14 protein-coding genes are annotated in these 13,238 nt (G+C 58.9%); 3 read left to right on the top strand and 11 right to left on the bottom strand.

Features of this window, described 5'->3' with window-relative positions; translation table 11 throughout:
- From lipB to QUE75_RS04760, 10 genes are all read right to left on the bottom strand, one after another.
- On the bottom strand, positions 1–642 hold the full coding sequence (lipB, locus tag QUE75_RS04805) for a lipoyl(octanoyl) transferase LipB (RefSeq protein WP_058090965.1): 642 nt from the start codon (positions 640–642) through the stop codon (positions 1–3).
- Positions 643–646: 4 nt separating this feature from the next.
- A complete protein-coding gene (locus QUE75_RS04800) occupies positions 647–916 on the bottom strand; it encodes an HP0495 family protein (protein ID WP_058090966.1) in 270 nt (89 codons plus the stop codon).
- Between the two features lie 42 nt (positions 917–958).
- On the bottom strand, positions 959–2,125 hold the full coding sequence (locus QUE75_RS04795) for a D-alanyl-D-alanine carboxypeptidase family protein (protein WP_106693408.1): 1,167 nt from the start codon (positions 2,123–2,125) through the stop codon (positions 959–961).
- Positions 2,126–2,174: 49 nt separating this feature from the next.
- Positions 2,175–3,056: a septal ring lytic transglycosylase RlpA family protein gene (locus tag QUE75_RS04790; RefSeq protein WP_286254010.1), complete on the bottom strand. Its 882-nt coding sequence runs from the start codon at positions 3,054–3,056 to the stop codon at positions 2,175–2,177.
- Between the two features lie 136 nt (positions 3,057–3,192).
- Positions 3,193–4,335, bottom strand: a complete 1,143-nt coding sequence (gene rodA / locus QUE75_RS04785) for a rod shape-determining protein RodA (RefSeq protein ID WP_106693405.1) — start codon at positions 4,333–4,335, stop codon at positions 3,193–3,195.
- Positions 4,335–6,230, bottom strand: coding sequence for a penicillin-binding protein 2 (gene mrdA / locus QUE75_RS04780; protein ID WP_286254006.1), 1,896 nt, complete (start codon positions 6,228–6,230; stop codon positions 4,335–4,337). The genes rodA and mrdA overlap by 1 nt, the downstream gene beginning before the upstream one ends.
- Before the next feature lie 8 nt (positions 6,231–6,238).
- Positions 6,239–6,709, bottom strand: coding sequence for a 23S rRNA (pseudouridine(1915)-N(3))-methyltransferase RlmH (gene rlmH, locus QUE75_RS04775; protein WP_072678034.1), 471 nt, complete (start codon positions 6,707–6,709; stop codon positions 6,239–6,241).
- A 2-nt stretch (positions 6,710–6,711) separates the two neighbouring features.
- Positions 6,712–7,062: a ribosome silencing factor gene (gene rsfS / locus QUE75_RS04770; RefSeq protein ID WP_058090972.1), complete on the bottom strand. Its 351-nt coding sequence runs from the start codon at positions 7,060–7,062 to the stop codon at positions 6,712–6,714.
- Between the two features lie 70 nt (positions 7,063–7,132).
- Entirely contained in the window at positions 7,133–7,783 is a 651-nt protein-coding gene (gene nadD / locus QUE75_RS04765; RefSeq protein WP_286254003.1) for a nicotinate-nucleotide adenylyltransferase, read from the bottom strand.
- Between the two features lie 4 nt (positions 7,784–7,787).
- Positions 7,788–9,044, bottom strand: a complete 1,257-nt coding sequence (locus tag QUE75_RS04760; RefSeq protein ID WP_286254001.1) for a glutamate-5-semialdehyde dehydrogenase — start codon at positions 9,042–9,044, stop codon at positions 7,788–7,790.
- 137 nt (positions 9,045–9,181) lie between these two features.
- Here QUE75_RS04760 and QUE75_RS04755 point away from each other — a divergent pair, with 137 nt between their 5' ends.
- From QUE75_RS04755 to QUE75_RS04745, 3 genes are read left to right on the top strand one after another with little or no spacing between them, the layout of a single operon-like run.
- On the top strand, positions 9,182–10,198 hold the full coding sequence (locus tag QUE75_RS04755; protein WP_286253998.1) for a GGDEF domain-containing protein: 1,017 nt from the start codon (positions 9,182–9,184) through the stop codon (positions 10,196–10,198).
- Entirely contained in the window at positions 10,195–11,193 is a 999-nt protein-coding gene (locus QUE75_RS04750) for a GGDEF domain-containing protein (RefSeq protein ID WP_286253996.1), read from the top strand. Before QUE75_RS04755 ends, QUE75_RS04750 begins: the two co-directional genes overlap by 4 nt.
- Positions 11,190–12,647 carry a bifunctional DedA family/phosphatase PAP2 family protein gene (locus tag QUE75_RS04745; protein WP_286253994.1) on the top strand — a complete coding sequence of 486 codons (1,458 nt, stop codon included), beginning with the start codon at positions 11,190–11,192 and terminating at the stop codon, positions 12,645–12,647. Before QUE75_RS04750 ends, QUE75_RS04745 begins: the two co-directional genes overlap by 4 nt.
- Here QUE75_RS04745 and QUE75_RS04740 read toward each other — a convergent pair.
- Entirely contained in the window at positions 12,644–13,222 is a 579-nt protein-coding gene (locus QUE75_RS04740) for an LON peptidase substrate-binding domain-containing protein (RefSeq protein WP_318036586.1), read from the bottom strand. The genes QUE75_RS04745 and QUE75_RS04740 overlap by 4 nt on opposite strands.
- Between the last annotated feature and the right edge of the window lie 16 nt (positions 13,223–13,238).

The raw sequence follows: 13,238 nt of genomic DNA, 5'->3' as shown, positions 1-13,238 counted from the left end.
TCATTGCCAGCCCTGTCGCAGCTCCACCTGCTGGCGGTCGAGACCGCTGACCAGCTCGTGAACAAGCCTATGCTCCAGGCTGTACACGCTGGCTTCCGGTTCGAAATCACTGACCTGGCACATGGACATACCGGCGTAGCCGCAGGGATTAATGCGGCTGAACGGTTCCATATCCATATTGACGTTGAGCGCCAGACCATGGAACGAGCAACCCCGGCGTACCCGCAACCCCAACGAGGCAATCTTGGCGCCGTTGACATAGACACCCGGCGCATCCTGCCTTGGCGCCGCCTCGATGCCCGATTGCGCAAGCGTGCGAACAATAGCCTGCTCGATATGATCCACCAGCTCCCGAACACCCAGTTTGCAACGGGGCAGATCGATCAGTAGGTAGATAACAAGCTGGCCGGGGCCGTGATAGGTCACCTGCCCGCCCCGGTCCACCTGAATCACCGGGATATCGCCCGGCAACAGAATATGCTCTGCCTTGCCCGCCTGGCCTTGGGTAAACACCCGCGGGTGCTCAAGGCACCACAGCTCATCCACGGTGGTTTCGTCCCGGTTGGCGGTGAAGGTTTTCATCGCCTCCCAGGCTTCCATGTAGGGCTGCTGGCCCAATGAACGGACAATCAGATCAGCCATGGCGTCAGAGCACCATGTGCACGCGACCGCTCGCTTTCAGATCTTCGAACAGGGCCTTGAGCTGCGCTTCTCCAGTGGCCACAATCTTGAGCTGCACAGAGGAAAATCGACCTTTGCTACTGTCCGTCACCGAAATATCCGTTTCGCTGATACCAGGAGCGTGCTGCTCCACAACTTCCACGACAAACTCGGTGAAATCCGGAGCGGAATTGCCGATCACCTTGATGACGTAGTCACAGGGAAACTCGATCTTCGGCGCTTTAGGCTCACTCATGCCAGATACTCCCCGATGCCCGGCTGGCTATCACCGACCACCTTAATTGAACAGTTGTACGAAAAACAGTTTGATAGCATCCCAAAGCCGTTTGAAAACGCCACCCTGCTGCACATCAGTCAGTGCCAGTGCAGGCTCATCCACCAACACCTCACCGTCGAGCATAACCTGGATCCGGCCCAGCTCATCCCCCACCTTGATGGGTGCCTTGATGACAGAATCAAGGTCTACGGTTGATTCAAGCTTATCCCGGGCACCACGGGGAATCGTTACAAACACATCCTCCGCCAGGCCTACAGAAATCTGATCGCTCTTGCCACCCCAGACCTTGGCATCCACCAGCTCCTGACCGGCCCGGAACAGGCGCTCCGTCTCATAGTAACGGAAGCCATAGTTCAGCATCTTCTGAACTTCGCGGGCCCGCACCTCGGCACTGCTGGTTCCCATCACGGCAGCAATTAGCCGCGTGTTGTCCCGCTTGGCAGAGGCCACCAGGCAGTAACCGGCTTCTTCAGTATGGCCGGTTTTCAGGCCATCCACACTTTCATCCCGCCACAACAGACTGTTCCGGTTCGGTTGACGGATGTTGTTGTAGGTAAAGCTTTTCACCGCATACAACGGGTAGTTCTCCGGGTAGTCCTCAATAATGGCCTTGGCCAGCAGGGCCAGGTCATAAGCGGTGGAATACTGATTAGGATGTGGCAACCCGGTGGCATTCTCAAAATTGGTATTGTTCATACCCAGCTGGCGCGCCTGCTGGTTCATGATATCCACGAAGGCATCTTCACTACCGGCCACAAACTCCGCCAACGCGACGGACGCGTCGTTGCCGGATTGAATAATCACGCCCTTAAGAAGGTCTTCCACGGATACCTGTGTACCCTCCCGAACAAAGGTCCGGGAGCCGCCGGTTCGCCAGGCCTTAACGCTGATCGGCACCATGTCCGTCATGGCAATTCGGCCTTCATCCAGCTCGCGCTCAACGATATAGGCCGTCATCATCTTGGTCAGGCTGGCAGGCGGCACTCGTTCCTGGCTGTTATGCTCCATGATGATACGACCACTGAGAGGGTCCTTCAGCACCCAGGAACTGCCTGCGATCTGGGGCGGAGACGGAATCAAAGCCGACTGGGCAACCGCCTGTCCCACCAGCAGGGTGGCCAGGGACAAGACAAAAACAAAGCTGCGAATCACTGAATTAAAAGCCATGGGTAGGTTCATTCGTCGTAAGGTGTATTTTCTTCTGGGGTTTCAGGAATCAGTGGCTGTCGGTCAGCACAATAGACTGACCAAAGCCCCGGGATTCCAGTAAATTCTGTGCATGACGGGCCTCGGACTCATCACTGAATGGCCCTATCTGGGCCCGGTGAAAGCGGCCAGAGCCTGTTGTCACTTCGCGCACTCGCATCGGGGTTTCGATGACGCCCCGCGCCTTTGCCAGCAAGGCCTCCGCGGGGTCGCGCTGGCTGAACGAGCCGAGCTGAACAAACAGCCCACTGTTCCCGCCCGCCGATTGGCCAGGCACCGGAGCAGCGGCGACAGCAGGTGCCCCGACACCCGGCTTGAACGGTTTGCCGGCCAGCGTCATGGAGCCGTCTTCTCGAACGGTGATCGCCGCCACCTCAACCCTTGCGGTGCCCTTGGATTTGTAGCCAAGTTTCTTGGCCGCCGCGTACGACAGATCAATCAGCCGGTCATCGTGAAACGGCCCGCGATCGTTCACCCGAACAATCACAGACTGGCCGTTTTCAAGGTTCGTCACCCGGGCATAACTCGGTATGCGCAGGGACTTGTGGGCGGCAGACATCGAATACATGTCGAATATCTCGCCATTGGACGTTTTGTGACCATGGAACTTCTCGCCGTACCAGCTGGCGATTCCCCGGGCGACGTAGCCGTCGTTACTGTCCATAACCCGGTAGGTTTTCCCCCACACCTTGTACTGCGCCATATTGCCGGCATTCCGGGGCTGCTCGTAACGGGGAACCGCATCTTGCAGGCCCGAAACATCGAAACTCCCGGAAGGCGCTCTATCCTGTTTGATCGTATAGCGTGATGAGTGATCCGGCTCTGAAGATGTCGACTTGGGCGTACTGGAGCAACCCGCAAGGATCAGGCTTACCAGCACCCCCAACCACATTGTTCTTTGTTCCCTGATCATTATGTTCGGCAACCCATGCATCTTCATCCGGCACCCAGCCTTAGTGACCTGTAATATTGTAACGGGTTCCCGGCAGTATTCACCATTACCGGCAAGCCATCATCGCTTACACCCTCTACGCAGAGATCATACGGCGATGGGTATGAATCGACATCAGCACCCCGAACGCTGCCATCAACGTTACCCCGGACGTGCCACCATAGCTGACCAGTGGCAGGGGCACACCCACCACGGGCAGCAATCCACTGACCATGCCAACGTTCACAAAAACGTAGATAAAGAAGGTCATGGTCAAGGCACCGGCCAGCAGACGACTGAATGAATCCTGGGCGGTGACCGCAATATACAGGCAACGAAGAATGATCAAGAAATACAGGGTCATCAGCAGCAACATGCCAATAAAACCGAATTCCTCGGCCAGCACTGCCACGATAAAATCCGTGTGACTTTCGGGAAGGAACTCCAGATGGGACTGGGTACCCTGCAACCATCCTTTGCCATCCATGCCACCGGAACCAATGGCGGTTTTGGACTGGATGATGTTCCAGCCGGCTCCCAGAGGGTCACTCTGGGGGTCGAGCAATGTCAGCACTCGCTGTTTCTGGTAGTCCCTCATGACGAAAAACCACATCATCGGCGCAGATACCGATACCAGCGCAAAGAACGCTGAAATCAGCTTCCAGCTCATGCCAGCAAAGAACACCACAAATATCCCGGCCATACCCACCAGCAGTGAAGTACCAAGGTCGGGCTGCTGAACAATCAGGGCCATGGGCACCAGTACCAGGATCAACCCAACCGCGACGTGGGACAGGCGCGGCGGCAGAAAATGCCGCGACAGATACCAGGCAGCCATCATCGGAACAACCAGTTTCATGAATTCCGAGGGCTGAAACCTGGGCAGCCCGGGAATCGCCAGCCAGCGCTGAGCCCCTTTAGCCCCCACGCCCACCAACAGCACGGCCACAAGCCCTACCATGCCAGCCGCATATAACCACGGAGCCCAACGCCGGAATACCGCCGGGTCCAGTTGGGCAAAAACAAACATCACCACCAGCGCCACACCAAACCGGATGCCCTGAGCCTTGACCACTTCGATGTTACGGTCAGCGCCACTGTAAAGCACGAAAAGGCCACCGCCCATGAGCAACAACAGCATCAAAAGCAGCAAAGGATCCAGATGGATGGCCGACCAGAACCCCCGCGAACGGCCAAGATGGTGATTCGCCGGGTTATTGAGCAAGCTCCCCAATGCCATCAGCGACTCTCCTCGCGGTTAACCTGACTGATTACCGATGACTTCTCCGCCGCTGGTAACTCCTCAAGCCAGGCATCAAACAGGGCACGGGCAACCGGTGCGGCCGTGGAGCTGCCGCCACCACCGTTCTCAACGATGACAGCGACAGCAATCCTGGGGTTATCCGAAGGTGCAAAGCCAACGAAAAGCGCGTGATCCCTCAGGCGCTCGCGCACCTGCTCTTCGTCATACTCTTCATCTTCTGCGAGACTGAACACCTGCGCAGTTCCGGTTTTTCCCGCCATCCGATAGCTGGCCCCGCGGGCAGCGGCACGCGCTGTGCCCCTGGCACCATGCATCACCTCTTCCATGGTCTCCACCACGTATTCCCAATCATCGGGATTCTTCAGTATCAACGGCTCATGGGTTTCTGACGGAAGAAACTCATCCACTGAACGGTCACCGCGAATATCCTTCAGCAGCCTGGGCTCAACCCATACGCCACGATTGGCGATCAGTGTGGTTGCCGTTGCCAGCTGCAGGGGCGTCGCCAGCATGAAACCCTGGCCGATGCTCATGTTCACGGAATCCCCCGGATACCACGGCTCATTTCGGGCGGCCCGTTTCCAGTCTGCGGTGGGCAACAGACCGCTCAGCGCCCCCGACACATCCAGGGTGGCATCTTCGCCAAAGCCGAAATGCGCCAGGTATTCGGACATCACGCTGACGCCCATTTCAACGCCCACCTCATAGAAGTACACGTCGTTGGATCGGGCCATGGAATACTTGAGATCAACCCAACCGTCACCCGACCTGTTCCAGTTACGGAAACGCCGGCCGCCCTCACGCAACTGGAAGTACCCGGGGTCCCATATTCGCCTTTCCCGATTGGTCACGCCGCTGTCCAGGGCGGCAATCGCCATCATCGGCTTGATCGTGGAACCTGGCGGATACTGGCCACGTAGCGCCCGGTTGAACAGGGGCTTGTCAATATCTGTACTGAGATTGCGGTAGTCCTCAACACTGATCCCGGTGACAAACTTGTTGGCATCAAAGCCCGGCACGCTGGCCAGCGCCAGGATACCTCCAGTCTCCGGTTCGATTGCTACAATAGCCCCGCGGCGCCCCTCGAGCAGCTCATAGGCCTTGCGTTGCAGGCGCAGGTCAAGGTGCAACTGTAGATCCTCACCGGGCACCGGGTTTACCCGCTCAAGCACCCGCAGAATACGACCCCGGGCGTTGGTTTCGACGTGCTGGTAGCCCACGGTACCGTGCAACACCTGCTCGTAGAATCGCTCAATACCGGATTTTCCAATGTAGTTGGTTCCCGCGTAGTTCACCGGGTCAATCCGCTGTAGCTCTTCCCGATTGATTCGGCCAACGAAGCCCAGGGCATGAGCCGTCAGTTCACTATGGGGGTAATATCGAACCAGTTCAGCGCGAACCTCCACGCCGGGGAACTCATGCCGATGCACCGCCATTCGGGCAATTTCCTCTTCGCCCAGATCGTAGCTCAGAGGCATTTCCTGGAAGGGCCGGCGGGGTTCACGAAGTCGCCTCTTAAACCGCTCTATGTCCTCCTCGGCGATGTCCAGAATCTCGGACAACCGGGCCAGGGTGGCCTCCATACCCGCCACGCGCTCTGGCACCAGTGTAAGGCTGAACACCGGGCGATTCTCTGCCAGCAGCAGATTGTTCCGGTCGTACACCAGGCCCCGGGGCGGTGGCACAGACTGGACCTGAACCCGATTTTTGTCGGACAGCGTGGTGTAGATCTCATGTTCGACAATCTGTAGCTGGTACATCCGCGCCAGCAGGCCGATCATCATTAGCAGGACGAACACCAGCATGACCACGGCACGGCGCTGGAACAGCCGGCGCTCGGCTGCAGTATCCTTGAATTCGCCCCAGGCCATGGAAACTCCTAGGCCCGGTGATACGGGTGGTTACGGGTGATCGACCAGGCGCGATAGAGCTGCTCGGCAAGCACAATACGCACCAGGGGGTGGGGCAAGGTAAGCGGTGACAGAGACCACTGCTGGTCAGCTCGCTGCCGGCAGGCATCGGCCAGGCCATCGGGGCCGCCAACCAGAAAACAGACATCCTGACCGTCTTGTTGCCAGCTCTCCAGCTGGCTGGCCAGTTTTTCCGTGGACCAGGGCCTGCCGCCCACTTCCAGGGCGATGACCCGGTCACGGGGGGCGACCGACGCCAGGATGGCATCGCTTTCACGCTGCATAAGCCGCGGAATGTCCGGGTTCTTACCCCGGTGAGCCATGGCAATTTCGGTCAGTTCCAGGGGCAGCTCCGGCGGCATCCGGCGAGCATAATCGTTATACCCCGTACTGACCCAGTCGGGCATCTTCTGCCCCACACAGATCAGACGTAGTTTCATGGTTACTCGTGACCTGCCGCACCCAGGTCCGGCGCGTCACGCCAGAAGCGTTCCAGGTCGTAAAATTCGCGGGTTGCAGGCATCATGACATGCACGACCACGTCTCCCAGATCCACCAGAATCCAGTCGCTGCCACCCTCGCCTTCAACGTTGTTTGCCCTCACGCCCTGATCTTTGGCTTCAGATACGACGGAGTCTGCCAGGGATTTTACGTGACGGCTTGAGGTGCCGGATGCAAGAACCATAAAGTCGGTAACACTGGTTCGATCACGGACATCAATCACGCTGACGTCCTGTGCCTTGATATCTTCAAGTGCGGTTACGACCAGATCTTTCAGTTGTTCTGCCTGCATAATTACCCTGTTTTCCGGGCTCTGGCCAGGATGACCGCCCGATAAGTGATATTCAGACGCAATTGTACCATTAAAAGTTCCTGGCGGGGCACGCACCGTAAAGACCGAGCGCCTGGATTCTCTGCCATACAGAATCCGGGGTCAGATACCGGGGAGAGCGCCCGTCTGCGATGCGTTGTCGGATACCCGTTGCAGAGATATCCAGCAGGGGCGGATCCAGTTCCAGCACCGCCCCGCAAGGCGCCGAGCTTAGAGCCTCAGGTCCATCCGCCCGGCGTTCACGCACCAGGCGAGCCGCCTCACTACCAACGGGCAAATCCGAACCAGGGCGCTTCACAACCACAATGTGCGCCAGGCCCGGAATGTCGGCCCATTCACGCCAGCGATCAAAAGCGGCAAAGGCATCGGTGCCCACCACCATCACCAGGGGCTCATCTGGCCCCAGCTCAAGGCGCAACTGACGCAGGGTGTCGGCGGTATAGGAGGCGCCAGCCCGGCGCAGTTCACGGTCATCCACACGCAGCCCCGGCTCGCCCTCGATGGCCAGCTGGATCAGTGCCAGTCGCTGCTCAGAACTGGCACCGGTACTGCCCCGGTGGGGCGGAATATGGCAAGGCACCAGATGCACCTTTGTCACCGCCAGGGCATCGGCTATCTCCAGCGCAAGGCGCAGGTGGCCGTGATGGATCGGGTCAAAGGTGCCGCCGTAGATCACGTGCATGACATCATGTCCGGATGTGGCCGTCGCCAAACACCACGTATTTCTGTGACGTCAACCCTTCCAGACCTACCGGTCCACGGGCATGGAGCTTGTCGGTCGAGATACCGATCTCCGCACCCAGACCGTATTCGAATCCGTCAGCGAACCGGGTAGAAGCATTCACCATCACCGAACTGGAATCGACCTCGGTCAGGAACCGGCGAGCACGGGTGTAGTTTTCGGTAATAATGCTCTCGGTGTGCTGAGAGCTGTAGCGGTTGATGTGATCTATGGCGGCATCCAGCCCGGCCACAACCCGCACCGCAAGAATCGGCGCAAGGTACTCCGCGTGCCAATCTTCTTCCGTGGCAGCGATCACATCGGGCAGTACCGCCCGGGTGCGTTCACAGCCACGCAGCTCAACCCCCTTGGCCACAAACTCCCGAGCCAGCAAAGGCAGCATGTCATCGGCAATTTCCTCATCCACCAGAAGGGTTTCCATGGTGTTGCAGGTTCCGTAACGGTGAGTCTTGGCATTGACGGCGACCCTCAGCGCCTTCTCCGGGTCCGCGTGGCTGTCTATGTAGACATGGCAAACACCATCCAGGTGCTTGATGACCGGCACCCGGGCGTCACGGCTGATTCGTTCGATCAGGCCTTTGCCGCCCCGCGGCACGATCACATCCACATACTGGGGCATGGTAATGAGTTCACCCACTGCGGCCCGATCGGTGGTCGCCACCACCTGTACCGCCGTTTCAGGCAAACCGGCTTCAGCCAGCCCGGTCGCCAAGCAGGCAGCGATGGCCTGGTTGGAATGAATAGCCTCAGAACCGCCGCGCAGAATGGTAGCATTACCCGACTTCAGGCACAGGCTGGCTGCTTCAACCGTCACGTTGGGGCGGGATTCGTAGATAATACCAATCACCCCCAGAGGCACCCGCATCTTGCCAACCTGAATGCCGGATGGCCGGTAGGTCATGTCGGTAATTTCACCCACGGGATCTGGCAAGCCTGCCACCTGTTGCAGCCCCTCAATCATGGTGTCAATGCGGGCCTCGGTAAGCTCCAGGCGGTCGAGCATGGCATCGTCCAGGCCATTCGCCCGGCCAGCTTCGAGATCCTTCTGGTTGGCCCGCACCAGCTCGGTACGGGCAGCGCTCAACGCCCTGGCCGTTGCCAGCAGTGCCTGATTGCGAACGGCGGTGGTTGAGCGGGCCACTTCCCGAGCGGCGGCCCGAGCCTGTTGACCGAGTTCTGCCATGTAGGCTGCTACATCCATCGGATTACCTTTATATTTTGCATACTGATTCCGGAACTGGAACGCTACTTTACCTTTCCCGTTTCAAGTCCGCATCCCAAACGACTATTATAGCGCTGCACAGATTCAAATGGATGCGCCAGCAAAGGATAGATAACATGCCCCAGTCGGCTGAAAAGTTCCTGCCAGGCCGGCTCTCAAGAGCCGGTTTTGTTGCCCTTGCGCTCACCAGCGCAGCCGGCATAATGCTGGGCGAATTCCTGCTGGCAGCTTGCGCTGCCACTGCGGCGGGCATCAGCCTGGCCAGCAACCCACGTTTCACCAGCCACCATGTCCGGCTCTGGAAACACGTCAAAACAGCCAGCTATTCAATCCTGGCAATCCTGTTGCTGGTCGCACTCTGGCAGGGGCCCTGGGCGCTCAGCCACTGGCTCTATGCACTACCGCTGGTGACTTTTGCCCTGATGCCAACTTATATTGCAGCTCTGATCACTGCGCTCCTGACCTTTGCCATACTGGTTTCCACCCAATGGGCCGTGATTCTTCCCGACCGCCACCAGATGATCAGCGCCTTTGTGCTGACAACGCTGCTCTCCACGCTGCTGATCTTCTTGCGAGAATACAAGGCCCGGCAGCTGGCACCGCTGAGGCGAACCGACGAACTCACCCAGGCCGCCAGCCGGGAGTACCTGTCTGCCGACCTGCACAAGGAAATCCAGCGTAGCGAGCGTGAGGGCACCGACATGTCTGTGATGATGATCGGGCTGGACACCCACCTGAGCGACAATGATCCGGACGAAGACATTCGCGCTATCCTGCCCAGAATTGGCCGTTACCTGCATTCACAGCTTCGGGATTTTGACACTTACTACCGGGTAGCCGACCTGCAGTTTCTGGTTATCCTACCTGGTATCAATACCGCGGGCGCCGCCGCCAGCGCCGAGAAAATCCGCAATGGCCTGTGCAAGCTGCTGGCATCCCACGGCATGAAACTGACCGTCAGCACCGGCATTGCCGGCCTGAACATCGGCGACGACGCCGACAGCCTGCAACACAGTGCCGCCAACGCGCTACGCCGGGCGCAGCAACAGGGGGGCAACCGCACCCAGGCCTACAGCAACTGGCTGCATCCGGATGTCCAGAGCCCCACCGGCACCCAAGGTGACGCGCGATGACAGAAACAAGACTCAGAACCTGGACTCACAGCTTCGGCTACGGACTGGCGGCCCTGTTTATTTTCTCGCTGGCACTGCAGAACCTGCGCTACGGCTTTTACGAGTTATTTTATCTCGCCCTGGCGATGACCTGCCTGTTGCTGGCCGGGCTGATCTACACCTTCGTGTGTCGCCGCCAGCAGCTATCGGCCCCCGGGCACCTGCTGATTCTGGCCGGCCTCAACGCAGGCCTGGTGGCCGCCATTCTGGTTCTGGACAGCCCTGGGGTAACTCATTGGGCGATGCCGCTCCTGATCCTGAACCTTCTGGTTCTGCCGCTGCGCCAGGGGCTAAGCCTGTCTGCATTGCTCCTGGTTCCGGTAATGGGTGCTGTGTGGTTCGGTCATCCCGCCGCCTACGCCCTGATGACCTCCGTGGGCTTGATCCTGACACTCGCAGTCGGCGCCCTGTACATCTGGCACTATGATCACATCGCCCAATCTGCGGAGGATCTTGCCATTACCGACCCGGTCACCGGCGCCCACAACTCACGGTTTCTTGACGAAACCCTGCAAAAGGAAATCAGCAGAGCGATTGCCACGGGCCACCCCTTGTCAGTGATTAACCTGAGCTTTGATTACACGGACGAAATACGGGACCTACATGGCAAAGCGGGGCTGCAGAACCTGTTTAAATCGGTCACCGAGCATCTGTTTGGCGTTATCCGGGCGGGCGACAGCCTGTACACCCTGAACGATTCCGAGTTTTTCCTGATCCTCCCCTTCACGCCAGAGGAAGGCGTACGCGTCATCGCCGAGCGGATTCGAAGGACCATCGGCGAAAGGGAGTGGAGCGGCATTGGCAGGCTGTCTGTCAGCTTGGGCTGCACCACTCGCGGCAACGGCGATACCAGTACGGTCTCACTCCGTAACCGGGCCAATCAGGCAATGCATCAGGCACGTAAACGGGGTATGGATTCGGCCTGGTTCAGCCCGGGAGCGTCCGTCGACATATGATTGAAAGCTGGCTGGCTGATGCGGCAGCCTGGGTAGCAGACAACCCCGGCTGGCTGATACTGGCACTCTTTGCCACCGCCATGGTGGAGTCCCTGGCAATTGCCGGCATTGTTGTGCCCGGCGTTGCCATGCTGTTTGGTTTTGCCGCACTGGCAGGAAAATCCGGCATGCCCCTGTCCGAAGCCCTAGCCTGGGCAGGCATGGGAGCGGTTATCGGTGACCTCATCAGTTTTACCGTGGGCCGTTTCTTCAAGGGGCGGCTGCATTCGGTCTGGCCCTTCAGCCGTTACCCGGGGCTGATTACCCGGGGCGAGTCTTTTTTTAATGCCCACGGCGGCAAAAGTGTGATTGCCGGGCGTTTTATCGGCCCTATCCGCCCGGTCATCCCGCTGATTGCCGGTGCGCTGCACATGCCATGGCGCCGGTTTCTTACCTTCAACCTGATTTCCGCGGTCGGCTGGGCCCTGGTCTATGTGCTGCCGGGCTATGCCGTCGGCAGCGCCCTCGCCAGCGAAATAGAGCCACCACCTCATTTCTACCCGGTTATTGGCATCAGCGCAGCGGTGCTGGTGGCTTTGTATGTGGTGGTTCTTCAGTTCCGGCTTGGAGTTGGCGAGGGCAGCAGGCCCTACCGCTGGCTGGAGTCATTCATGGCCCGTTACGACACCACGCATCGGTTCTGGCGGCTTTACACCAACGAACGACCTGCCCGCAAAGGCGAATTCCCCCTGCCATCGATTGTTTTGGCTACGGGGTCGTTGGCGATGTTTGTGATCCTGACCCAGTTGGTTACTTACAGCCGGCGGATTAACGAGCTGAACCAGCTGGTCGTTGCCTGGTTTGAAGTGCTGCGGCAACCGCTGCTGGATATTCCGGTGATCGCCGCCACGCTCATGGGCGACCCTCCGGTACTGATCAGTGCGGCCGTATTGGCCGTGGCCGTTCTGTCGTTCAGGGGGTATTACGCCGCTGCCCTGCACATTGCCCTGGCGGCGATTCTCTGCTTTGCCTGTGTATGGCTGGTCAAAACCGGCCTGATGGTGGAACGCCCGGATCAGGTGCTTAGGCCACCGGCCTCAGGCGCTTTTCCCAGCGGCCATACTGCAGGGGCAACGGTGCTGGTCACCATGGCCGCCAGCTTCATCGCCGGCGAAAACAGGATGCGACAGCGCTGGCAAACCTATGTATTGCTGTCCTTGCCCCTGGTGCCCATTGCCCTTAGCAGGCTCTACCTGGGGGTACACTGGTTTACCGATGTACTGGGAGGAGTATTACTGGGGATGGCCATTACCGGCGCCATTCGCGCCAGCTACAGTCGCTACGACCGGGTACCCATCTGGCCGGATGCCCTGACCTGGGCCGCGGTGATGCTCTGGCTGGCGTTTGCCGCAGGTTACCTCATCACTCAGTGGGACACTGCCAGCCTGGCCTATTCGCCCTTGCCACCGAACTAGTTTTGCTCCAGCGCCTCAAGCAATTCCTGAAGCCGCTGTAGCCGTTCGAGGGGATCCTGCAGTTCTGCCAGCCGCTGTTTTTCCTGCTTGTCCAGGGGCAGCAGCTCCGTTAGCCGCCAGCCTACGTCCCGGGCATCCTCGTAGTCCACGTCCATGCCCAGATCCTTGACAACCGGGTGGCGGAACAACGCCCTCAGCACGGAAGGCAGTTCATGGAAACGCTCAGGGACTTCGCTTTCGGCCTCTGCGATCAGGCACTCCACGTCCCCCAGGTTCAAGCCGTCTTCCTGCTGCCAACTGCGAACAACAGACACTTTCAACTCACCTTCCACAGTGATCCCGAGCAGCCCGCTGTCTAATTGCTGGAAATCGATAATCCGCACGTAGGTTCCGATGTCGTAGAACGCCGCCTGGCGGGCTGTCTCCCCGCCCTCACGAAGCAGGACCACCACAAACCCACGGTCTTCTTTCATACACCGGGAGAGCATATCGATGTAACGCGGCTCAAACAGCTGGAGGGGAATGCGCCCCTTGGGCAAAACAATTGAATTCAACGGAAACAGGGGAACATTCATAATGGTGTCATTCACT

This window comes from Marinobacter shengliensis, assembly GCF_030297115.1.
Taxonomy (GTDB): Bacteria; Pseudomonadota; Gammaproteobacteria; order Pseudomonadales; family Oleiphilaceae; genus Marinobacter; species Marinobacter shengliensis.
Note: the sequence above shows the minus strand (reverse complement) of the source record. Positions and strands in the feature narration are given on the sequence as shown.

Bases quoted from the DNA above. Each gene is read 5' to 3' on its own strand.
- nadD (WP_286254003.1), bottom strand. From the start codon at position 7,783: ATGCACGTGATCTACGGCGGCACCTTTGACCCGATCCATCACGGCCAC.
- QUE75_RS04745 (WP_286253994.1), top strand. From the start codon at position 11,190: ATGATTGAAAGCTGGCTGGCTGATGCGGCAGCCTGGGTAGCAGACAAC.
- QUE75_RS04790 (WP_286254010.1), bottom strand. From the start codon at position 3,056: ATGTGGTTGGGGGTGCTGGTAAGCCTGATCCTTGCGGGTTGCTCCAGT.
- QUE75_RS04750 (WP_286253996.1), top strand. From the start codon at position 10,195: ATGACAGAAACAAGACTCAGAACCTGGACTCACAGCTTCGGCTACGGA.
- QUE75_RS04755 (WP_286253998.1), top strand. From the start codon at position 9,182: ATGCCCCAGTCGGCTGAAAAGTTCCTGCCAGGCCGGCTCTCAAGAGCC.
- rodA (WP_106693405.1), bottom strand. From the start codon at position 4,335: ATGGCATTGGGGAGCTTGCTCAATAACCCGGCGAATCACCATCTTGGC.
- QUE75_RS04800 (WP_058090966.1), bottom strand. From the start codon at position 916: ATGAGTGAGCCTAAAGCGCCGAAGATCGAGTTTCCCTGTGACTACGTC.
- rsfS (WP_058090972.1), bottom strand. From the start codon at position 7,062: ATGCAGGCAGAACAACTGAAAGATCTGGTCGTAACCGCACTTGAAGAT.
- rlmH (WP_072678034.1), bottom strand. From the start codon at position 6,709: ATGAAACTACGTCTGATCTGTGTGGGGCAGAAGATGCCCGACTGGGTC.
- mrdA (WP_286254006.1), bottom strand. From the start codon at position 6,230: ATGGCCTGGGGCGAATTCAAGGATACTGCAGCCGAGCGCCGGCTGTTC.
- QUE75_RS04740 (WP_318036586.1), bottom strand. From the start codon at position 13,222: ATGAATGTTCCCCTGTTTCCGTTGAATTCAATTGTTTTGCCCAAGGGG.
- QUE75_RS04795 (WP_106693408.1), bottom strand. From the start codon at position 2,125: ATGGCTTTTAATTCAGTGATTCGCAGCTTTGTTTTTGTCTTGTCCCTG.
- QUE75_RS04760 (WP_286254001.1), bottom strand. From the start codon at position 9,044: ATGGATGTAGCAGCCTACATGGCAGAACTCGGTCAACAGGCTCGGGCC.
- lipB (WP_058090965.1), bottom strand. From the start codon at position 642: ATGGCTGATCTGATTGTCCGTTCATTGGGCCAGCAGCCCTACATGGAA.